Annotated in this window: 19 protein-coding genes; 14 read left to right on the top strand and 5 right to left on the bottom strand. The window is 66.0% G+C overall.

Translation table 11 applies throughout. The features are described 5' to 3' along the window. The first annotated feature begins 15 nt into the window (after positions 1 to 15). Entirely contained in the window at positions 16 to 1,698 is a 1,683-nt protein-coding gene (locus AN936_RS19165) for a hypothetical protein (RefSeq protein ID WP_054589484.1), read from the top strand. A 3-nt stretch (positions 1,699 to 1,701) separates the two neighbouring features. On the opposite strand, the gene AN936_RS19160 is transcribed toward AN936_RS19165, so the two are convergent. Continuing rightward, positions 1,702 to 2,745 (bottom strand): LacI family DNA-binding transcriptional regulator, encoded by a 1,044-nt coding sequence (locus AN936_RS19160; RefSeq protein WP_054589483.1) that lies wholly within the window; start codon positions 2,743 to 2,745, stop codon positions 1,702 to 1,704. Between the two features lie 178 nt (positions 2,746 to 2,923). On the opposite strand from AN936_RS19160, the gene AN936_RS19155 reads away from it, so the two are divergent. Genes AN936_RS19155 through AN936_RS19140 form a run of 4 tightly spaced genes read left to right on the top strand, consistent with a single transcriptional unit; the run spans position 2,924 to position 7,759 of the window. Continuing rightward, a complete protein-coding gene (locus AN936_RS19155) occupies positions 2,924 to 3,709 on the top strand; it encodes a 2-keto-4-pentenoate hydratase (RefSeq protein WP_054589482.1) in 786 nt (261 codons plus the stop codon). A 20-nt stretch (positions 3,710 to 3,729) separates the two neighbouring features. Beyond that, positions 3,730 to 5,037, top strand: a complete 1,308-nt coding sequence (locus tag AN936_RS19150; protein ID WP_054589481.1) for an MFS transporter — start codon at positions 3,730 to 3,732, stop codon at positions 5,035 to 5,037. Continuing rightward, the gene (gene uxaC, locus AN936_RS19145) at positions 5,034 to 6,446 is read left to right on the top strand and encodes a glucuronate isomerase (protein ID WP_054589480.1); all 1,413 of its coding nucleotides are present in this window, start codon (positions 5,034 to 5,036) and stop codon (positions 6,444 to 6,446) included. The genes AN936_RS19150 and uxaC overlap by 4 nt, the downstream gene beginning before the upstream one ends. Then, positions 6,443 to 7,759, top strand: coding sequence for a mannitol dehydrogenase family protein (locus AN936_RS19140; RefSeq protein WP_234715642.1), 1,317 nt, complete (start codon positions 6,443 to 6,445; stop codon positions 7,757 to 7,759). The genes uxaC and AN936_RS19140 overlap by 4 nt, the downstream gene beginning before the upstream one ends. On the opposite strand, the gene AN936_RS19135 is transcribed toward AN936_RS19140, so the two are convergent. Beyond that, positions 7,756 to 8,643 carry a LysR family transcriptional regulator gene (locus AN936_RS19135; protein WP_054590427.1) on the bottom strand — a complete coding sequence of 296 codons (888 nt, stop codon included), beginning with the start codon at positions 8,641 to 8,643 and terminating at the stop codon, positions 7,756 to 7,758. The genes AN936_RS19140 and AN936_RS19135 overlap by 4 nt on opposite strands. A gap of 99 nt (positions 8,644 to 8,742) precedes the next feature. Between AN936_RS19135 and AN936_RS19130 the strand changes: the two genes are divergently transcribed. The 9 genes from AN936_RS19130 (at position 8,743) to mmsB (ending at position 15,769) form a co-directional block, all read left to right on the top strand. Then, positions 8,743 to 10,236, top strand: a complete 1,494-nt coding sequence (locus tag AN936_RS19130; RefSeq protein ID WP_054589479.1) for a CoA-acylating methylmalonate-semialdehyde dehydrogenase — start codon at positions 8,743 to 8,745, stop codon at positions 10,234 to 10,236. A 98-nt stretch (positions 10,237 to 10,334) separates the two neighbouring features. After that, positions 10,335 to 10,862 (top strand): hypothetical protein, encoded by a 528-nt coding sequence (locus AN936_RS19125; protein ID WP_054589478.1) that lies wholly within the window; start codon positions 10,335 to 10,337, stop codon positions 10,860 to 10,862. Between the two features lie 23 nt (positions 10,863 to 10,885). After that, on the top strand, positions 10,886 to 11,188 hold the full coding sequence (locus tag AN936_RS19120) for an I78 family peptidase inhibitor (protein ID WP_054589477.1): 303 nt from the start codon (positions 10,886 to 10,888) through the stop codon (positions 11,186 to 11,188). After that, entirely contained in the window at positions 11,181 to 11,576 is a 396-nt protein-coding gene (locus AN936_RS19115; protein ID WP_054589476.1) for a RidA family protein, read from the top strand. The genes AN936_RS19120 and AN936_RS19115 overlap by 8 nt, the downstream gene beginning before the upstream one ends. Before the next feature lie 2 nt (positions 11,577 to 11,578). Continuing rightward, a complete protein-coding gene (locus AN936_RS19110) occupies positions 11,579 to 12,724 on the top strand; it encodes an acyl-CoA dehydrogenase family protein (RefSeq protein ID WP_054589475.1) in 1,146 nt (381 codons plus the stop codon). After that, on the top strand, positions 12,721 to 13,779 hold the full coding sequence (locus tag AN936_RS19105; protein ID WP_054589474.1) for an enoyl-CoA hydratase/isomerase family protein: 1,059 nt from the start codon (positions 12,721 to 12,723) through the stop codon (positions 13,777 to 13,779). Before AN936_RS19110 ends, AN936_RS19105 begins: the two co-directional genes overlap by 4 nt. Positions 13,780 to 13,860: 81 nt before the next feature. Next, on the top strand, positions 13,861 to 14,643 hold the full coding sequence (locus tag AN936_RS19100; RefSeq protein WP_054589473.1) for an enoyl-CoA hydratase-related protein: 783 nt from the start codon (positions 13,861 to 13,863) through the stop codon (positions 14,641 to 14,643). Continuing rightward, positions 14,640 to 14,897: a hypothetical protein gene (locus tag AN936_RS19095; RefSeq protein WP_149037727.1), complete on the top strand. Its 258-nt coding sequence runs from the start codon at positions 14,640 to 14,642 to the stop codon at positions 14,895 to 14,897. Before AN936_RS19100 ends, AN936_RS19095 begins: the two co-directional genes overlap by 4 nt. Continuing rightward, positions 14,894 to 15,769, top strand: coding sequence for a 3-hydroxyisobutyrate dehydrogenase (gene mmsB, locus AN936_RS19090; RefSeq protein WP_054589471.1), 876 nt, complete (start codon positions 14,894 to 14,896; stop codon positions 15,767 to 15,769). The genes AN936_RS19095 and mmsB overlap by 4 nt, the downstream gene beginning before the upstream one ends. Positions 15,770 to 15,974: 205 nt before the next feature. Here mmsB and AN936_RS19085 read toward each other — a convergent pair whose 3' ends face one another. The 3 genes from AN936_RS19085 to AN936_RS19075 form a co-directional block, all read right to left on the bottom strand. Continuing rightward, on the bottom strand, positions 15,975 to 16,205 hold the full coding sequence (locus tag AN936_RS19085) for a hypothetical protein (RefSeq protein WP_054589470.1): 231 nt from the start codon (positions 16,203 to 16,205) through the stop codon (positions 15,975 to 15,977). A 144-nt stretch (positions 16,206 to 16,349) separates the two neighbouring features. Then, on the bottom strand, positions 16,350 to 18,383 hold the full coding sequence (locus tag AN936_RS19080; protein WP_054589469.1) for a 3-hydroxyacyl-CoA dehydrogenase NAD-binding domain-containing protein: 2,034 nt from the start codon (positions 18,381 to 18,383) through the stop codon (positions 16,350 to 16,352). Positions 18,384 to 18,405: 22 nt separating this feature from the next. Further along, positions 18,406 to 19,608, bottom strand: a complete 1,203-nt coding sequence (locus tag AN936_RS19075) for a serine hydrolase domain-containing protein (protein ID WP_149037808.1) — start codon at positions 19,606 to 19,608, stop codon at positions 18,406 to 18,408. Between the last annotated feature and the right edge of the window lie 7 nt (positions 19,609 to 19,615).

Here is a 19,615-nt window from a genome sequence, read left to right as displayed (position 1 = left end):
CAGGAGATTTGGATAGTGAAGATACAGCGTAATTGGCAGGCGCGTTTTGCTTTCGGCGCAGCGCTGGTGGCGATGCTGAGCGCGCCGGTGCAGGCCGAACCGGCAAAACTGCCCAAAATCCTCTCCGACCCCGCGACGGTGACGGCCAATCCGCTCCCCGATTTCTCCTACGCCGGCTATGGTTTCGGCCTCGCGCCGCTCCCCGCCGATGCGGGAACGGTCATCGAGGTTACCGACCATGGCGCGATGCCCGACGACGGGCTCGACGATACGAAGGCGGTGCTGCGCGCGCTTGCCGCCGCCAATGCGGTCAAGGGCAAGGTCACACTACGCTTCCCCAAGGGGCGAACGCAGATCACCGAAGTGCTGCGCATCACGCGCAGCGATATCGCCCTCGACGGCGCCGGCGATGGCCCCGGCGGCAGCGAACTCTGGTTCCCGCGGCCACTGAAGCTCATCGACAAGAGCGACGATTATGACGAACTGCGCGCTTATCTGGTGCGCGAGAAGAAATATCAGGTCGAGCCCGAGAACAACATCGACTATCTGTTCACCGAATATAGCTGGGCCGGCGGGATGATCACCGTCGGGCCGGAAAAGACGCGCGCCGTCTCCTACGATGGCAGCAAGGATGCGCGCGACCCGGTGCTGGCGCGCGGCGTCGCGGGAAAACAGTTTGGCCGTACGCTCACCGTCGACGACGCCACGAAGCTCAAGGCCGGCGACGTCGTTCAGTTGCAATGGTTTTCGGTCGACGGGCCCAACAGCGCGATATTGAAGTCGCTCTATGGCGACACCGACCTGCCGATCGGATCGCATCACTGGTCGTCGCCCGACCGCCCGGTCGTCGTGCAGGCGACACGCATCGCGTCGGTACGCGGCAAGACGGTGACGCTGGGCGATCCGCTGCTCCACGACGTGCGCACCGACCAGCCCGCGGTGCTCGCGAACTGGCGGCATCTCGAACAGGTCGGCATCCAGAATTTGCGGCTGCAATTCCCCGCAGCGCCGGCGTTCGGCCATCATCTCGAACAAGGCTATAACGGCATCTATATGACCGGGGTCTTCGACGGCTGGATTCGCAACCTAGTCATCGACCGGTCGGACAGCGGCATATTGACCGACAATGCCGCCAGCCTGACGATCGCCGATGTGACGACGACGGGCGATCGCGCCGCGCATTATTCGGTCCATGTCGGCGCGGTGCACAATGTGCTGGTCCGGGACCTGAAGGTCGAGAATCCGGTGATCCACCCGCTCAGCGTCAACACGCGCTCGACGCGCTCGGTCTTCCTTCGCTCCACCGTCGCGCAGGACGGCGTGATCGACCAGCACAGCGGATCGAACCACCAGAATCTGTTCGACCAGGTGACGCTGCATATCGATCCGAAGCAGGACAAGGGCGCGTGGCGTTACCGGCTGTGGATGGGCGGCGGCGCGCCTTACTGGAAGCCGGGGCACGGGCTCTACAACACACTGTGGAACGCGCGGCTGGTGATCGCCGACGCGGTTCCGGCAGATGCCGAGGTTGCGATCGTCAGCGGGATCGAGGGGCCGGGCGAGCGGATCGTCGGGCTGCACGCGAACCGCCGGATCACGGTCAGCTACGACCCCGCCCCCTATATCGAGGCGAAGGGCATGGCAGTCGATGCGGTGCCGTCGCTCTACGATTATCAGCTTGCGCGGCGGCGGCGCTGATCCTCACCGCCCGGGCGGGGCGACCGACTGGCGTTCGACGAAGGTCGAGGTGAGCGCGGCAGGATCGGGGTCGATGGCCTTGGCGCCCGCGCCGAGGAAGTCGGGGACAAGGAGCTGCGCCGCGCGCACCCCCATCTGGCGGATCGGCCAGCGCACCGTGCTCAGCGCCGGCCAGATATGCGTCGCGGTCGGCGAATCGTCGAAGCCGATGATCGACAGCGCGCCCGGCACCGCGATCCCTTTGCCATGCGCAACGCTCATTACGCCGGCCGCCATTTCGTCGTTCGAACAGAAGATCGCCGTGGGCGGTTCGGCGAGCGCCAGCAATTTTTCGCCGGCCTCGACCCCGGCGGCATAGCGGTAATTGCCGGGCGCATAATGATCGTCGGCAAGGCTCAGCCCGGCGTCGGCGAGCGCCTCGCGGAAGCCCTTTTCGCGCTCGGCCGCCGAACGGAACCCCTCGGGCCCGCGCACGAAGCCGATGCGACGGTGGCCAAGGTCGACGAGCCGCCGCACCGCTTCCTTGACGACGTCATGGTCGTTCGACGAGACGCAATGCTGCGGATCGTCGAGCGGCGCCGAGCCGACGCGGACATAGCGTACGCCGAGCGTCGCGCAGAGCGAGGCAAGATCGTCATTCTCCGAAATCGGCGGCAGCAGCATCGCGCCGATCGGGCGCTGTTTTTCGAGGAAGGTGCGGACGTCGTCGAGCATCCGGTCCGATCCCCGGTCGACCGGGCGGACGAGCAGCGCGAGGTCGCTGTCCTTGATCGCGTCGAGCACGCCCTGCTGGAAATTGAGCACCGTCTGCGCATTGGGGTTGTCGTGGAGCAGCGCGATCAGGAAATTGCGGCGAAAGGCGAGCGCCCGCGCCTGCGGGTTGGGGACGAACCCCAGTGTCTCGATCGCACCCTGAACGGCCTTGCGGGTCTTTTCGCTGATGAATTCGGACCGGTTGATGACGCGGCTGACGGTTTTTTTCGATACTCCGGCGAGCGCCGCCACATCATTGATCGTCGGTTGTTTGCCGCCCGCTTGTCCCACCATGACTCCAGCTTTCCTCCACAGGCCTTGCCCGGCGCGCCGCACCGTGTCCCACCACTTTGGCCTGTCCCTTCCCTGATGGGCGCTCGGTTGGGCAAAATCAACCGCAACAACGGCTATTTGCTTGCTTTTGACACCGGTGTCTTTTAAGCCTCGTCGCGGAAGAGGAAAAAGCAGGCCCATGGCAGCGACCACCGAACAGAAAAATATCGCCGCAGCGTTCCTCGCCGCGCGCGCAGAAAAGACACCGCTTACCTTGTATCCCGGCGCGATGCCCGAAACGATGGCCGATGCCTATGCGATCCAGGATGCGGCGATCGCGCTCGACGGACGCCGCGTCGGCGGCTGGAAGGTCGGGCGCATCGCTGCCGACCTCGTCGGCCGCTATGGCGGGAACCGGCTGACCGGGCCGATCTTCGCCGACGAAATTGTCGGGGACTCCGGTGGGATCCGCCCCGCCATGCCCGTCTATGCAGGCGGCTTCGCGGCGGCCGAAGCCGAAGTCGTGCTGTGCTTCGGGACGGTCGCCGAGCGTGACTATGACATCGCGTCGGTGCGCGACTGCATTGCGGAGGTGCGGCCCGGCATCGAAATCGCCAGCTCGCCCTTTCAGGGCATCAACCGCCACGGCCCTGCGGTCACCGCCTCGGACTTCGGCAACAACAGGGGACTGGTGCTCGGGCCGCCGCTCGCCGGCTGGCAGGACAGGGACCTGATCCATATGCCGGTCGAGTTCGCCATCGATGGCGAAACCGTCGGTGCGGCGACGATGGAAACGATGCTCGACGGCCCGTTCGGATCGGCGCTGTTCCTCATTCGCACGCTGCGCGCGCGCGGCATCGCGATCCCGCCCGGGACGTGGCTGTCGGCCGGCGCGATCACCGGCATCCACGAAATTCGCCCCGGTGAGCGCGGCGAAGCGCTGTTCGACGGAAAAATCCGCGTCGGTTGCACGATTACAAGCTAACGGAAGGGCGGGAGAGAATCATGGCACAGGCAATCGCGGGCGAGGAGGCAGCAGCGGCGCCGGTGCCCAGGGCGGGACGCTATCGCTGGCTGATCGTCGCGCTGCTGTTCGCGGCGACGACGGTCAATTATATCGACCGCACGATGCTCGGCCTGCTCGCGCCGGTCCTCGGCGACGAGCTGCGCTGGTCCGAGAATGATTATGGCAATATCGTCTCCGCTTTCCAGGCCGCCTATGCGCTGGGCTTTCTGCTCATGGGCTGGCTGATCGATCGCTTCGGCCCCAAGGTCGGCTACAGCATCGCGATCGCGATCTGGACGATCGGCCATGTCGCGCATGGTTTCGCGTCGTCGGTCGTCTCCTTCATGCTTGCGCGCGTCGTGCTCGGGGTGGGCGAGGCGGGGCATTTTCCCTCGGTCGTCCGCGCCTCGAGCGAGTGGTTCCCGCAAAAGGAACGCGCTTATGCGATCGGCTGGGTCAACAGCGCGACCACCATCGGCGTCATATTGACCGCGCCGACGATCGCGTTGTTCATGCGGGTGCTTGGTTTCGACTGGCGCGAGACATTTATCTATACCGGCGCCTTCGGCGTCGTCCTGCTGCTGCTCTGGCTCTGGCTCTACAGCAACCCGCGCGAGAGCGGGAAGGTCAGCGAGGCCGAACTCGCCTGGATCGAGCACGACCCGCCCGAAAAGGTCGCGCGCCTCGGCTGGAGCCGGATCGTCACCAAACGCGAGGCGTGGGCCTTTGCGATGGCCAAGTTCCTCACCGACCCGGTCTGGTTCCTGATGCTGTTCTGGCTGCCCAAATATTTCAGCGCCACCTACGATGTCGACCTCAAGGTCGTGCTGCTGCCGATGGTCGTCATGTATCTGCTGTCCGATGTCGGCAGCATCGCCGGCGGCTGGGTGTCGTCGAAACTGATCGAGCGTGGCCGCAGCGTCAATTTCGCGCGTAAGGCGACAATGCTCGGCGCCGGCTGCTGCGTGCTGCCTTTGCTGTTCGTCACCGGGCTCGACAATATGTGGCTTGCGGTGCTGCTGATCGGCATCGCGCTCGCGGGTCATCAGGCCTTTTCGTCGACGATCCTCTCGGTCCCGCCCGACATGTTCCCGAAACGCGCGGTCGGGTCGGTGATCGGGCTCGGCGGCTTCATGGGCGGCGTGGGCGGGATGATCATGGCAAAATCGACCGGGCTCGTACTCGATGCCACCGGCGGCAATTACACCCTTATCTTTGCGGCGTGTACGATCGTCTATTTCCTCGCGGTGCTCGCGGTCCATCTCTTGAGCCCGCGCCTCGCGCCGGTCACCGTCGAAGGCACATGACGCGCCCGTTGATCCTGCATGCCGACCGGTTGTTTCCATCCGATCCGGGCCAACGCGCCATCGCACGGCGCCTCTATCGCGAGGTCGCGGACCTGCCGATCGTCAGCCCGCACGGCCACACCGATCCGGCCTGGTTCGCGGGCAACGCGCCGTTCGGCAATGCCGCTGAACTGCTGCTTCACCCCGATCATTATGTCTTCCGGATGCTCTATTCGCAGGGCGTGCCGCTCGATGCGCTCGGCATCGGCAACGCACAGGCCGATCCCCGGGAAAGCTGGCGGCTGTTCGCGCAAAACTATCATCTCTTTCGCGGGACCCCGACGCGGATGTGGATGGACTGGGTGTTTGCCGCGGTGTTCGGATTCGATGTTCAATTTTCCGCCGGAATGTCCGACCTCTATTACGACCGCATCGGCGAAGCGCTGACGAGCGATGCCTTCCGCCCGCGTGCCTTGTTCGACCGCTTCGGGATCGAGGTGATCGCGACGACCGAAAGCCCGCTCGACACGCTGGTGCATCACGCCGCGATCCGCGCCGCGAACGAAAGCGGGGAATGGGGCGGGCGCGTAATCACCGCCTATCGCCCCGACCCCGTCGTCGATCCCGAATATGAAGGCTTCCGCGACAATCTCCGGCGCTTCGCCGAATTGTCGGGCGAGGACGCGTTCAGCTATACCGGTTACCTCGCCGCCCATCGCAATCGCCGTGAGTTCTTTGCAAGCATGGGCGCGACCTCCACCGACCACGGGCATCCGACCGCCGCGACCGCCGACCTGTCGGACGTCGAGGCCGAAGCACTGTTCGCGCGGGTCACCGGCGACCAGGTCAGCGCCGCCGATGCCGAATTGTTCCGCGCGCACATGCTGACGGTGATGGCGGGGATGAGCCTCGACGACGGACTGGTGATGCAGATCCACCCCGGCAGTTTCCGTAACCACAACCCTGGGCTGTTCGCGCGCCACGGCCGCGACAAGGGCGCCGATATTCCGATGCGCACCGACTATGTTCATGCGCTGCGCCCGCTGCTCGCGCGCTATGGCAACGAGGCGGGGCTGACGATCATCCTCTTCACGCTCGACGAGACGAGTTATGCGCGCGAACTCGCGCCGCTCGCCGGCCATTATCCGGCGCTGTGGCTCGGCCCGGCCTGGTGGTTCCACGACAGCCCGGAGGGGATGCGCCGTTTCCGGGCGCAGGTCACCGAGACGGCGGGCTTCTACAACACCGTCGGTTTCAACGACGACACGCGCGCCTTCCTGTCGATCCCCGCGCGCCACGACGTCGCGCGGCGGATCGACTGCGGCTTCCTCGCCGGGCTCGTCGCCGAACATCGCATGGAGGAATGGGAGGCCGCCGAACTCGCGGCCGACCTTGCCTGTAACCTCGCCAGAAAGGCATATCGGCTGTGAGGCTGTCGCCCGATACGCCGCTTCCCGCGGCGGTGCAGCGCCCGGCCTATGACCGGCACGCGCAGGCGACGGGGATCGTCCATCTCGGCATCGGCGCGTTCCACCGCGCGCATCAGGCGGTCTACACCGACGATGCGATGAACGCGGGCGAGCGCGACTGGCGCATCGTCGGGGTGTCGCTGCGCTCTCCCGACGTCGCTGCACAGCTCGGCCCGCAGGACGGGCTCTATACGGTGAGCGCCCGCGGCGCTGCGGGCACGCGGCTGCGCCTGATCGGTGCGGTGCAGAAATCGCTCGTTGCGGCGGAGCATCCGCAGGCGGTGATCGACGCCATCGCTGCGCCGACGACGCATATCGTCAGCCTTACCGTGACCGAGAAAGGCTATTCGCGCCGCTCCGACGGATCGCTCGACCTCGCGGCCGCGGTCGGCGGATCGAGCCTCTATCGCTTCGTCGCGGCCGGGCTCGCGGCACGCAAGGCGGCGGGGCTGGGCGGGCTCACCCTGCTCAGCTGCGACAATCTTGCCGGCAACGGCGCGGTGCTGCGCCGGTTGATGCGCGAATATCTCGCCGCTTATCATCCCGGTATCGCGTCTTGGTTCGACGGCGAATGCACCTGCCCCGCGACGATGGTCGACCGGATCGTTCCCGCCACGACCGACGCCGACCGCGCTGCTGTCGAAACCGCGCTCGGCGCCCGCGACGAGGGCGCGGTGGTGACCGAAGCCTTCAGCCAATGGGTGATCGAGGACGATTTCGCCGGCGCGCGCCCGTGCTGGGAAGAGGCCGGCGCCGAACTGGTCGCCGACGTCACGCCCTATGAAACCGCGAAGCTGCGGCTGCTCAACGGCGCGCATTCGGCGCTTGCCTATATCGGGCTCGGACGAGGATATGAGTTCGTCCATCAGGCGATCGCCGATCCCGATATCCGCCCGGTCATCGAACGGCTGATGCGCGAGGAAGCAGCCCCGACCATCGCCGCCGCGCCGGGTCAGGACCTTGCCGCCTATGCCGACGCGCTGCTCGATCGCTTTGCCAATCCGGCGCTCGACCACCGGCTCGCCCAGATCGCGATGGACGGCAGCCAGAAGATCCCGCAGCGTTGGCTTGAAACGCTGGCCTGGCACCAGCGGCGCGGGGCGCCTTGCCCTTCGCTCGAAGCTGGCGTGGCGGCGTGGATCGCTTTCCTGCGCAGCGGCGAGCCCGTCGACGACCCGCTCGCCGACCACTTGCGCGCCGCCGTAGCCGGGCCGGATGCGATGGCAAGGCTGTTCGGGGAGGGCGGCCTGATCGCGTCGGACTGGCGGCCTTAGGCCGGAACGAGCAGTCCCCGGCTCTCGCGCACCTCGGCGTCGAGCCAGTCGATGAACGCCCGGATGCGCGGTTGCGGCGCGACGTCGCGGTGAAGTGCGAGCCAGAAGGCGCGCGCTATGACCTGTTCGGGCCGCACCCGCACCAGCCCGGGATCGCCGGCGGCGATGAAGCAGGGGAGCACGCCGACCCCGGCGCCGCCCGCGATCATCCGCCGCTGCGCGAGGATCGACGACGACCGCACGCTGGCGCGCAGCCCCGGTTCGATCTCGTCGAGATAATCGAGTTCGGGCGCGTAAAGGATATCGGGCATATAACCGATCACCGGAATCCCCGCGCGCGACAGCGGCGCCGCCCCGACCGCCTTTTGCCAGTCGGGCCGGCTCGCGGGCGCATAAAGGCCGAGGCTGTAGTCCGACAGCTTGCGCGTGATCAGCGGGCCTTTTCTGGGCCGCGCGAGCAGCACCGCCATATCGGCCTCGCGCCGTGAGGGATTGAGGAAACCCGACGAGGCGACAAGGTCGATCTCGAGCTCGGGATGCGCGGCGACGAAGGTCGCGAGCCGCGGCGCGATGAAGCTGTTGCCGAACCCCTCGGTCACGCTGAGGCGGAGCTGCCCCGACAATCCCGCCCGGCCGCCCGGTGCCATATTGACGCGCGCCGCTGCTGCGGCCATCGCCTCGGCATGCGGGACCAAGGCGCGTCCCGCTGCGGTCAGCACGAAACCGGTCGGCGCCCGTTCGAAAAGCGTCTGGCCGAGCGCGGCTTCGAGCGCGCTGACCCGCCGGCTGACCGTCGTCGCATCGACATTTAGCGCCGCGCCGGCGCGTGCGAGCGTGCCGTGCCGCGCGACGAGCAGGAAATATTGCAGCCTGTCCCAATCCATATGCTGCAAATATGCAGGATCAAACTGCAAGTCTATCCCTTGCTTTCAGCGCGCGATTCGTCTGTTGCAGCGAGCAATCACAGACGGGAGATTCGACCCATGCGACAGATTGACCATCACATCGTCGGCGGTGCCGGCGGCAGCAGCCGCTTCGCCGATGTGCTCGACCCGAACAATGGCGGCGTCCAGGCGCAGGTCGCGCTCGGCGACCGCGCCGTCCTCGACCGCGCCGTCGCGGCCGCAAAGGCCGCGCAGCCCGCCTGGGCGGCGACCAATCCGCAGCGCCGCGCGCGGGTGATGTTCGACTTCAAGCGTCTCGTCGAAGCCAATATGAACGAGCTCGCGCAAATCCTGTCGGCCGAACATGGCAAGGTGATCGCCGATGCCAAGGGCGACATCCAGCGTGGCCTCGACGTCGTCGAATTCGCCTGCGCGGCGCCGCATATCCTGAAGGGCGAATATACCGTCGGCGCGGGCCCGGGCATCGACGTCTATTCGATGCGCCAGCCGATCGGTATCGGCGCCGGCATCACCCCGTTCAACTTTCCGGCGATGATCCCGCTGTGGATGGGTGCGATCGCGACCGTCGTCGGCAACGCCTTCATCCTCAAGCCCAGCGAGCGCGACCCCAGCGTGCCGGTGCGGCTGGCCGAGCTGTTCCTCGAAGCGGGCATGCCCGAAGGCATCTTCCAGACCGTCCATGGTGACAAGGAAATGGTCGACGCGATCCTCGACCATCCCGATATCGGCGCGATCAGCTTCGTCGGCTCGTCCGACATCGCGCATTATGTCTACAATCGCGGCGTCGCCAACGGCAAGCGCGTGCAGGCGATGGGCGGCGCGAAGAATCACGGCATCGTGATGCCCGACGCCGACCTCGATCAGGTCGTCAACGACCTGACCGGCGCCGCTTTCGGCTCGGCGGGCGAGCGCTGCATGGCACTGCCCGTGGTCGTCCCCGTCGGCGAGGACACCGCGAACCGCCTGCGCGAAAAGCTCGTCCCGGCGATCGAGGCGCTGCGCGTCGGCGTGTCGACCGACGACGAAGCGCATTACGGCCCCGTCGTGACGCAGGCGCACAAGGACAAGGTTGAAGGCTGGATCCAGAAATGTGCGGACGAAGGCGCCGAACTGGTCATCGACGGCCGCGGTTTCACCCTGCAGGGCCACGAAAAGGGCTTCTTCGTCGGCCCGACCCTGTTCGACCATGTCACCCCCGACATGGAAAGCTACAAGGAAGAAATCTTCGGCCCCGTGCTGCAGATCGTCCGCGCCGCCGATTTCGAAAGCGCGCTCGAACTGCCGTCGAAGCATCAGTACGGTAACGGCGTCGCGATCTTCACGCGCAACGGCCACGCGGCGCGCGAATTCGCCGCGCGGGTCAATGTCGGCATGGTCGGCATCAACGTGCCGATCCCGGTGCCGGTCGCCTATCACAGCTTCGGCGGCTGGAAGCGCTCGGCGTTCGGCGACACCAACCAGCACGGCATGGAAGGCGTGAAATTCTGGACCAAGGTCAAGACGATCACTGCGCGCTGGCCCGACGGGTCGCCCGATGGCGGCAACGCCTTCGTCATCCCGACGATGGGGTAACGCCGGTTGCGGCGGCGTCCGACCCTGTCCGGCGAAAGCGGCGCGCAATGAAACCCGCGCGCCGCACCGGGCATTTCTCCTTCCGAAGGAGACGAGAAATGACCCGCTTCATGCTTCCCGCCATGGTGCTGCTTCTCGCCGCGTGCAGCGGCGGCGAGGACAAGTCCGGACCGGAAGACACGGCCGAGATTTCGCCGTTGCAAAAGGCCGACCGCCCGGCGCCCGAAACGGCGGTGGACGGGGACCTGCCCGAAGCTGCCGCCGAGCCGGCGCCCACGAAGGAAACGGCGGAGACTGTCGGCGACGGCAAGTCGATCCCCGCCGCGATCCGTGGTCGCTGGGCGCTGAAAGCCGCCGATTGTGCGGCGAAACGGGGAACCGACCTCACCGCGCTGGTCATCGACTCCGCCAACCTGCGCTTCTTCGAATCACACGGCGAACTCGCCCGGGTTCGCGAAAGCGGTGCCGAGCGGATCGTCGCCGACTACCGCTTCAGCGGCGAGGGCGAGGAATGGGATCGCCGGATGCAGCTCGAACTCGCCGACGGCGGCAAGACGCTCGTTCGTCGCGATAGCGGCGAGGGTGCCGCGGCCGAGCCGATACGCTATACGCGCTGTGCCGGATGACGGCTTTGCAAGGGAGACTCACGATGGACATTCGCATCATGGCAATCGCCGCCGTTCTGCCGCTCGCCGCCTGCACGCAGGAACGGCCGCCCGAATCGACTCCGCCGCCGCCCGAAGCCGAAATGACGTGCAAGGCCGACGCGGTGCAAAGCTATGTCGGCCAGAGCGTTTCGCCCGAACTCGGCGCGGCGATCCTCAAGGCATCGGGTGCGCGCACGCTGCGCTGGGGCCCGCCGCGCACCGCGATGACGATGGATTATCGCGTCGACCGTGTGAACATCATGTACGACGACGCCTCGAAGATCACGCAGGTCACCTGTGGCTGAATCCAGCCGACGTAACCATAGCTCCGCATCCCCCTTCGAACCCGTCTATGGCTACAGCCGGGCGGTTCGGGTGGGGAATCGCATCGACGTCGCGGGCTGCGCGCCGATCGAGCCCGACGGTTCGTCGACCCCCGGTGATGCGGGAGCGCAGGCGGCGCGCTGCCTGACGATCATAAGCGAAGCGCTCGAAGCGCTAGGCGGCTCGCCCGCAGACGTCGTGCGCACGCGCATGTACATTACCGACGCTGCGGATGCCGATCTGGTGGGGCGGGCGCATGGATCGGCATTCAAAAATGTCCGACCGGCATCGACAATGCTGGTTGTGCCGGCGCTGATCCGCCCCGAATGGAAAGTCGAAATCGAAGCCGAAGCCATTTTAGAGAAGTGACCATGACCGACCAGTTCCAGCTTACCGACGACCAGCTCGCCATCCAGGATATGGCGCGCAAATTCACTGCCGACCGCATCACGCCCTTCGCGGCCGAGTGGGACGAGAAAAGCCATTATCCCGTCGAGGTGTGGAAAGCGGCGGGCGAGCTCGGCTTCGGCGCCATTTACGTCGCCGAGGAATCGGGTGGCATCGGGCTCGGCCGGCTGGAGGCGGCGCTGATCATGGAGGCGATGGCTTATGGCTGTCCCGCGACCAGCGCCTATGTCTCGATCCATAATATGGCGACATGGATGATCGATCGCTTCGGCGGCGCCGAGGTCAAGGCGCGCTTCCTGCCCGAACTCGTCAGCATGGAAAAGATCGCGAGCTATTGTCTGACCGAACCGGGCTCGGGCTCGGACGCCGCGGCGCTCAAGACGACGGCGAAGAAGGACGGCGACCATTATGTCCTCAACGGCACCAAGCAGTTTATCTCGGGCGCCGGCTACAACGACATCTATGTCTGCATGGTCCGCACCGGCGACGAGAAGTCGAAGGGCATTAGCTGCCTCGTCATCGAAAAGGATACGCCGGGTCTGAGCTTCGGTGCGCCCGAGAAAAAGCTCGGCTGGAACGCCTCCCCGACCGCGCAGGTGATCTTCGAGGATTGCCGCGTGCCGGTCGAAAATCTGGTCGGCGCGGAGGGCGATGGTTTCCGCTTCGCGATGGCGGGGCTCGACGGCGGCCGCCTCAACATCGGTGCCTGCTCGCTCGGCGGTGCGCAGCGCTGCCTCGACGAGGCGATCGCCTATAGCAAGGACCGCCAGCAGTTCGGGCAGCCGATCGCCGATTTCCAGAACACCCAGTTCATGCTCGCCGACATGGCGACCGACCTCGAGGCCTCGCGCGCGCTGCTCTATCTCGCCGCAGCCAAGGTTACCGCCAACGCCCCCGACAAGTCGCGCTTCTCGGCGATGGCGAAGCGGCTCGCGACCGATAATGGCAGCAAGATCGTCAACGACGCGCTGCAGCTGTTCGGCGGCTACGGCTATCTGCGCGACTATCCGATCGAGCGTTTCTGGCGCGACCTGCGCGTCCATTCGATCCTCGAAGGCACCAACCAGGTGATGCGGATGATTGTCGGAAGGGACCTGCTGCGCCAATGACCCCAGAATCTACAAACGATGTCTTGATCTCGACCGACGGCCGCGTCGGCCGCCTGTCGCTCAACCGCCCCAAGGCGATCCACGCGCTCAACCTGCCGATGTGTCAGGCGATGATCGACGCGCTGCTGAAGTGGCAGGGCGACGATAGCGTCGAGGCGGTGATCATCGACCATAGCGAAGGGCGCGGCTTCTGCGCCGGCGGCGACATCCGCATGCTCGCCGAAAGCGGCGCGAAGGACAGCGAGGAGGCGCGTTTCTTCTTCCACACCGAATATCGCCTCAACCATCTGCTCTTCACCTATGCGAAGCCCGTCGTCGCCTTCATGGACGGCATCACGATGGGCGGCGGGGTCGGCATTTCGCAGCCGGCGAAATATCGCGTCGCGACCGAACATACGCGCTTCGCGATGCCCGAGACCGGGATCGGCCTGTTCCCCGACGTCGGCGGCGGCTGGTACCTGCCGCGCCTCGAAGGCCGCGTCGGCGTGTTCCTCGCGCTCACCGGCGCGCGGCTCGACGGCGCCGATTGCCTCGCGCTCGGCCTCGCGACGCATTATCTGCCGTCGGAGAAGCTCGCCGAGGCCAAGGACCGCATCGCCGCGCATCCCGACCGCATCGGCGGCATCCTCGGCGACCTCGCGGTCACCGCGCCGCCCGCCGCGATCACCGGGCAGATCGACAAGATCAACCGCCTGTTTGCGAGCGACACCTATGAGGACATCCTCGCCGCGCTCGAAGCCGATGGCGGCGAATGGGCGGCGAAGGAGCTCGATGCGCTGCGCGGCAAGAGTCCGCAGACCTGCAAGGTGGCGCTGCGCCAATTGAAGGAAGGCGGCGAGATGCACGATTTCGCCGCGCAGATGACGCAGGAATATGCGATCGGCAGCCGCGTCGTCGCGATGCACGATTTCATCGAGGGCGTCCGCGCGCTGATTATCGACAAGGACAACAGCCCGAAATGGGACCCGCCGACGCCCGAGGCGGTCACCGACGACTGGATCGACGCGATCTTCGCGCCGCTCCCCGAAAACGAGAAATGGACCCCGCTCACTTGATCGTCATCCCAGCGAAAGCTGGGATCGGTCGCAGTCAGAATGCCAACGGCCCCCGCCTTCGCGGGGGCGACGGAGAAAAGAATGACCTACGAAACCCTCCTCGTCGAAACGCGCGGCGCCGTCACCTTGGTGACATTGAACCGCCCGCAGGCGCTGAACGCGCTCAATTCGGGCGTGCTCGAAGACCTGATCGCGGCCTTTGCGGCCTATGAGGCCGACGGCAGCCAGCGCTGCGCCGTGCTCACCGGATCGGGCGACAAGGCGTTCGCCGCGGGCGCCGACATCAAGGAGATGGCCGACAAGTCGGCGGCCGATTTCTATCTCGAGGACTTTTTCTCGAAATGGACGAGCGACTTCGTGAAGAAGGTGCGCAAGCCGTGGATCGCGGCGGTCAACGGTTTCGCCTTGGGCGGCGGCTGCGAACTGGCGATGATGGCCGACTTCATCATCGCCAGCGACAAGGCGAAATTCGGCCAGCCCGAAATCAAGCTCGGCGTCGCGCCGGGGATGGGCGGGTCGCAGCGGCTGACGCGCGCGATCGGCAAGGCGAAGGCGATGGAAATGTGCCTCACCGGCCGGATGATGGACGCCGCCGAGGCCGAGCGCTCGGGCCTCGTCGCCCGCGTCGTCGAGCATGCGACGCTGGTCGATGAAGCGGTGAAGACCGCGACCACGATCGCATCGATGCCGCCGATGGCGGCGATGGTGAACAAGGATATGGTCAACGCCGCGTTCGAAACGACGCTCGATCAGGGCCTGATCTACGAACGCCGCCTGTTCCAGATTCTCGCGGCGACTGAGGACAAGGCCGAAGGCATGGCCGCCTTCATCGAGAAGCGCGAAGGCGTGTGGAAGGGGCGGTGATCGCCGGCCTGATTTCGCTGGCCATCGGGGTTGTCGCCCTTTTGGCCGGCTGGAATCACTGGCGATACCGCAAACAGGAAACGATCAACATTCTGGAAGCGGCTATTCTGCGACCGACCGGCGAAGCGCCGCTGCCGCTCACGAAGCTCGATTGGTTTCTCAAATATCTTCAGGCCATCCTCGGGTTCATTCTTGGACCTCTCTTCATTCTCGTGGGGGTGTCCATCATTCTGGGTGAATTGGAACTGCTATGAAAATCGCCTTTATCGGACTCGGCAATATGGGCGGCGGGATGGCCGCGAACCTCGCGAAGGCGGGGCACGACGTCCGCGCCTTCGACCTTAGCGAAGAAGCGCTGGCGCGCGCGGTCGAGGCCGGCTGCACCCGCGCTGCATCGGCTGCCGAGGCGGTGACCGGCGCCGAAGCCGTCGTCACCATGCTCCCGGCGGGCAAGCATGTCGCGTCGGTCTACGAAGCCGACGTCTTCCCGAACGCGGCGCCCGGCACCTTGCTGCTCGACTGCTCGACAATCGACGTCGCCACCGCGCGCGCCAATATCGAGGCCGCGACCGCCAAAGGCCTCGTTGCGATCGATGCGCCCGTTTCGGGCGGCATCGCCGCGGCCAATGCGGGGACGCTGACCTTCATGGTCGGCGGCACCGATGACGGCTTCGCGCGCGCCGAACCGATCCTCGCCAAGATGGGCAAGGCGGTGATCCACGCCGGCGACGCGGGCGCTGGGCAGGGCGCGAAGATCTGCAACAATATGCTGCTCGGCGCCTCGATGGTCGCGACATGCGAGACGCTCGCGCTCGCGCAGAAGCTCGGGCTCGATCCGCAGAAATTCTTCGACATCGCCTCGGTCAGCTCGGGCCAGTGCTGGTCGCTCACCAGCTATGCGCCGCTCCCCGGCGTCGGACCGGCGACCCCCGCCGACAATGGTTACAAGGGCGGTTTCGCAGCAGCGCTGATGCTCAAGGATTTGCGTCTCGCGATGGAAGCGGCGGCGAGCGTCGACGCCGATGTCCCGATGGGATCGAAGGCACGCGAATTGTATGAGGCGTTTGTCGAAGCCGACAAGGATGGCCGCGACTTTTCGGCGATTATCCAGACTTTGCAGGGCTGATCGCTGCCCTCGCGCAGGAAGGCGTAGCGGCTTTAGGGTGGAGCGGACGTTCGCCCGTTTTGTGTACCCCGGCGAAGGCCGGGGTCCAGAGCGTTGGAAAGCCAGCGCCGCGCGCTTACGCCCTAGACCCCGGCCTTCGCCGGGGTACATGCCAGTTACGGCAGCAAACGGCCAAAACTCGCCGTCACGCGTGCATCCGAGCCACTCAGTAAAAATCCGCTGTCTCGCCGCCGTCGCGGCGTGGCGTGCGGTGCACCTGTGTCGGTGCGCTCTTCTCACCGGTGCGGATCTCGATCCGGCCGTCCACCCGCCGCACCTCGGCGGGCGACACGATCCGCGCGCGCGCCACGGCGATGGCGGTCGGCTGCGGCGTCGGGGTGGCGGCCGGGGCGCTCGCGGAGAGGAGCAGGATGGCGGTAACGGGCATGGCGTTCATGCTCTGCCCTGACGGCAGGTCTTGCCAGTCCTTTAACCCTGAATCGCAATATTTCCGCAGCACTGGCGGTGGAACTTTGACAAAGAAAAGGCCGCCTGCCCCACGCCGGGACAGGCGGCCTCGTCTTGTTTATCCGCGGGTGGTTCAGAAACCGGCCTTCGCCGCCGCCTTTTCCTTGAGCAGCGGTGCAACCTCGAAGCCGTGGCTTTCGAGCGCCGCGGCGATCTTGTCGGTGCCTTCCAGCCCGGCCCAGAACATCGGACCGCCGCGATAGACCGGCCAGCCATAGCCATAGATCCACACGACATCGATGTCCGAAGCCCGCTGCGCCTTGCCCTCGGCGAGGATCAGGGCGCCCTCGTTGACCATCGGATAGAGCGTGCGCTCGACGATTTCCTGATCGGTCACCTCGCGCTTTTCGATCCCCGCCTTGTTGCGGAATTCGTCAATGATCTCGGCGACGCGCGCGCTTTCCGACGGATTGCGCTTGTCGTCATAGTCGTAGAAGCCCGCCTGCTTCTTCTGGCCCCAGCGCCCTTCGGCGCACAGCGCGTCGCGGATGCTTTCGATCCGGTTCGGGTCGCGGTGCCAGCCGATGTCGACGCCGGCAAGGTCGCTCATCTGGAACGGGCCCATCGGCATGCCGAAATCGGTGTGGACCTTGTCGACCTGCGCCGGGGTCGCGCCTTCGAGCAACAGTTTCTGCGCCTCGATCTGGCGCGGCGAGAGCATGCGGTTGCCGATGAAGCCGTGGCAGACGCCCGCGACGACCGCGACCTTGCCGATCTTCTTGCCGATGGCCATCGCGGTGGCGAGGACATCGTCGGCGGTCTTGTCGCCGCGCACGACCTCGAGCAGCTTCATGACGTTCGCGGGCGAGAAGAAGTGCATGCCCAGCACGTCGCCCGGGCGGCTCGTCGCCGCCGCGATCTCGTTGACGTCGAGATAGCTGGTGTTCGACGCGAGGATCGCGCCGGGCTTGGCGATCTTGTCGAGCTTGCCGAAGATCTCCTTCTTGACGCCCATATCCTCATAGACCGCCTCGATGATCAGATCGCAGTCGGCGAGCGCTTCGAGTTCGAGCGACGGGGTGATCAGCCCCATCATCTGGTCGACCTGTTCGGGCTTGAAACGGCCCTTTGCCGCGGACGCGTCGTAATTCTTGCGAATGACGCCGAGGCCGCGGTCGAGCGCGTCCTGCTGCATCTCGACGATCGTGCAGGGGATGCCTTTCTGCAGGAAGTTCATCATGATGCCGCCGCCCATCGTGCCGGCGCCGATGATGCCGACGCGTTTGATGTCGCGCAGCTTGATATCCTTGGGCAGACCGTCGATCTTCGCGGCCTGCCGCTCGGCGAAGAAGATGTGGCGCTGCGCCGCCGACTGGCTGCCGAACATCAGCTTGGTGAATTGCTCGCGCTCGAAGGCGAGGCCCTCGTCGAACGGCAGCCGGGTCGCCGCCTCGACGCAGGCGAGGTTCGCATAGGGCGCCTCGAACCCGCGCCAGCGCTTGGCATTGGCGGTCTTGAGCTGTTCGATCACCGCGACGTCGCCGAACACCTTGCGTTCGCGCGTCGGACGCGGCCCGTCGGCGATCTTGGTGCGGGCAAAGGCGATCGCATCGGCGGCCAGGCTGTCCTCGCCCGCGAGGGCGTCGACGAGGCCGAGGTCCTTCGCCTTGGCGGCCGGAATCGGCTCGCCGAGCGAGGTCATCGTCGCCGCCGCCTCGACGCCGACGACGCGCGGCAGGCGCTGGGTGCCGCCGGCACCGGGTAGCAGGCCGAGCTTGACTTCGGGGACGCCAAGCTTCGCCGAGGGCACGGCGACGCGATAATGGCAGACGAGCGCGGTTTCGAGCCCGCCGCCGAGCGCCGTTCCGTGGATCGCGGCGACGACCGGCTTGGTCGCGGCTTCGATGCTGTTCAGCACCGCGTTGAAATCGGGGCCGCGCGGCGCCTTGCCGAACTCGCTGATATCGGCGCCGGCGATGAAGGTGCTGCCGTCGCAGCGCAGGACGATCGCCTTGACGCCATCGTCAGCGAGCGCGGCGGCGAAATGATTGGCCAGCCCTTCACGGACATGCCAGCTCAGCGCATTGACCGGCGGGTTGTTGACGATGACGACGGCGACTTCGCCGTCCTTTTCCATCGTAACGCTGTTGGGGGTTTCTTCGGACATGGGAGACTCCTTGGTTTAGCTGTCAGTCATCGATCGCGGCATGGACGAGGGTCTTGACCTCGCGCCGCACGGGATAGGTGGAGGAGGGCATGAGCTGGGTCATGAAGACCATGCAGATTTCCTCGACCGGATCGACGAAGAAACCGGTCGAGAACATGCCGCCCCAATAATAATCGCCCGCCGAGCCGGGAATGCCGGCGGCCGCCGGATCAAGCGTGACCGCAAAGCCGAGCCCGAAGCCGACCCCGGCATTTTCGTCCTCGGAAAAGATGCCGACGCTGTGCTGCGTCAGGTCGCCACCGCCGACGAGGTGGTTCGACGTCATCAGGTCCAATGTCTTGCGGCTGATGATCCGCGTGTCGCCGAGCTTGCCGCCGCCGAGCAGCATCAGGCAGAAGCGGTGATAATCGTCGACCGTCGAGGCGAGCCCGCCGCCGCCCGATTCGAAGCTGCGGTCCTTCGCCCAGCGGCTGCGCGCGCCGCCGTCGAAACCCTGCATCTTGTCCTTTTGGTGAAAGGCATAAGCGTCGGTCAGCCGGTGCTGCTGCTCGGCGGGCACCTTGAAGCCGGTATCGACCATGCCGAGCGGGCCGAAGATGCGCTCCTGCAGCACCGCGCCGAACGGCTTGCCTTCGATCCGCTCGATCACCGCGCCGAGCACGTCGGTCGCCATCGAATAATTCCAGTGCGCGCCGGGATCGAACTGGAGCGGAATTTTCGCGAGACCTGCGATGAAGCTGTCCATCGTATAATCGGCGTCGAAATCGTCGATCCGCGCCTTGCGATACGCGGCATCGACCGGAGTTCTTTCCTGAAAGCCGTAGGTCAGCCCGGCAGTGTGGCGCAGCAGGTCGACCATGCGGATCGGCTGCGTCGGCGGGCGAGTGAGAAAGGGGACGTTGCCGCCGCCGGCGACGAAGACGCCGGTGTCGGCGAATTCGGGGCAGAACTTCACCAGCGGGTCCGACAGCGCGACCTTGCCCTCCTCGACCAGCATCATGAAGGCGACGCTGGTGATCGGCTTGGTCATGCTCGCGATGCGATAGATCGCGTCGTCTTTCAGCGCCTCGCCGGGACGTGCTTCGCCGATGCACGAGCGATGCGCGATCTCGCCGCGCCGCGAGACGAGCGTCGCCGCGTGCGGCAGCCGTCCGGTGTCGACATATCGGGTGGCGAGGAAGGCGGGGATGCGGTCCAGCCGCGCGGTGTCGAAACCCTGAATCACTTTGCGG

This window comes from Sphingopyxis macrogoltabida (assembly GCF_001307295.1).
In the GTDB taxonomy this organism is placed as follows: Bacteria; Pseudomonadota; Alphaproteobacteria; order Sphingomonadales; family Sphingomonadaceae; genus Sphingopyxis; species Sphingopyxis macrogoltabida_B.
The sequence above is the reverse complement of the archived record's forward strand: the minus strand, read 5'-3'. Positions and strand labels throughout refer to the sequence as shown.

Excerpts from the sequence above, each read along its gene's own strand:
- AN936_RS19160 (WP_054589483.1), bottom strand. The coding sequence starts at position 2,745 with ATGGTGGGACAAGCGGGCGGCAAACAACCGACGATCAATGATGTGGCG.
- AN936_RS19155 (WP_054589482.1), top strand. The coding sequence starts at position 2,924 with ATGGCAGCGACCACCGAACAGAAAAATATCGCCGCAGCGTTCCTCGCC.
- AN936_RS19150 (WP_054589481.1), top strand. The coding sequence starts at position 3,730 with ATGGCACAGGCAATCGCGGGCGAGGAGGCAGCAGCGGCGCCGGTGCCC.
- uxaC (WP_054589480.1), top strand. The coding sequence starts at position 5,034 with ATGACGCGCCCGTTGATCCTGCATGCCGACCGGTTGTTTCCATCCGAT.
- AN936_RS19135 (WP_054590427.1), bottom strand. The coding sequence starts at position 8,643 with ATGGATTGGGACAGGCTGCAATATTTCCTGCTCGTCGCGCGGCACGGC.
- AN936_RS19130 (WP_054589479.1), top strand. The coding sequence starts at position 8,743 with ATGCGACAGATTGACCATCACATCGTCGGCGGTGCCGGCGGCAGCAGC.
- AN936_RS19125 (WP_054589478.1), top strand. The coding sequence starts at position 10,335 with ATGACCCGCTTCATGCTTCCCGCCATGGTGCTGCTTCTCGCCGCGTGC.
- AN936_RS19120 (WP_054589477.1), top strand. The coding sequence starts at position 10,886 with ATGGACATTCGCATCATGGCAATCGCCGCCGTTCTGCCGCTCGCCGCC.
- AN936_RS19110 (WP_054589475.1), top strand. The coding sequence starts at position 11,579 with ATGACCGACCAGTTCCAGCTTACCGACGACCAGCTCGCCATCCAGGAT.
- AN936_RS19105 (WP_054589474.1), top strand. The coding sequence starts at position 12,721 with ATGACCCCAGAATCTACAAACGATGTCTTGATCTCGACCGACGGCCGC.
- AN936_RS19100 (WP_054589473.1), top strand. The coding sequence starts at position 13,861 with ATGACCTACGAAACCCTCCTCGTCGAAACGCGCGGCGCCGTCACCTTG.
- mmsB (WP_054589471.1), top strand. The coding sequence starts at position 14,894 with ATGAAAATCGCCTTTATCGGACTCGGCAATATGGGCGGCGGGATGGCC.
- AN936_RS19085 (WP_054589470.1), bottom strand. The coding sequence starts at position 16,205 with ATGAACGCCATGCCCGTTACCGCCATCCTGCTCCTCTCCGCGAGCGCC.
- AN936_RS19080 (WP_054589469.1), bottom strand. The coding sequence starts at position 18,383 with ATGTCCGAAGAAACCCCCAACAGCGTTACGATGGAAAAGGACGGCGAA.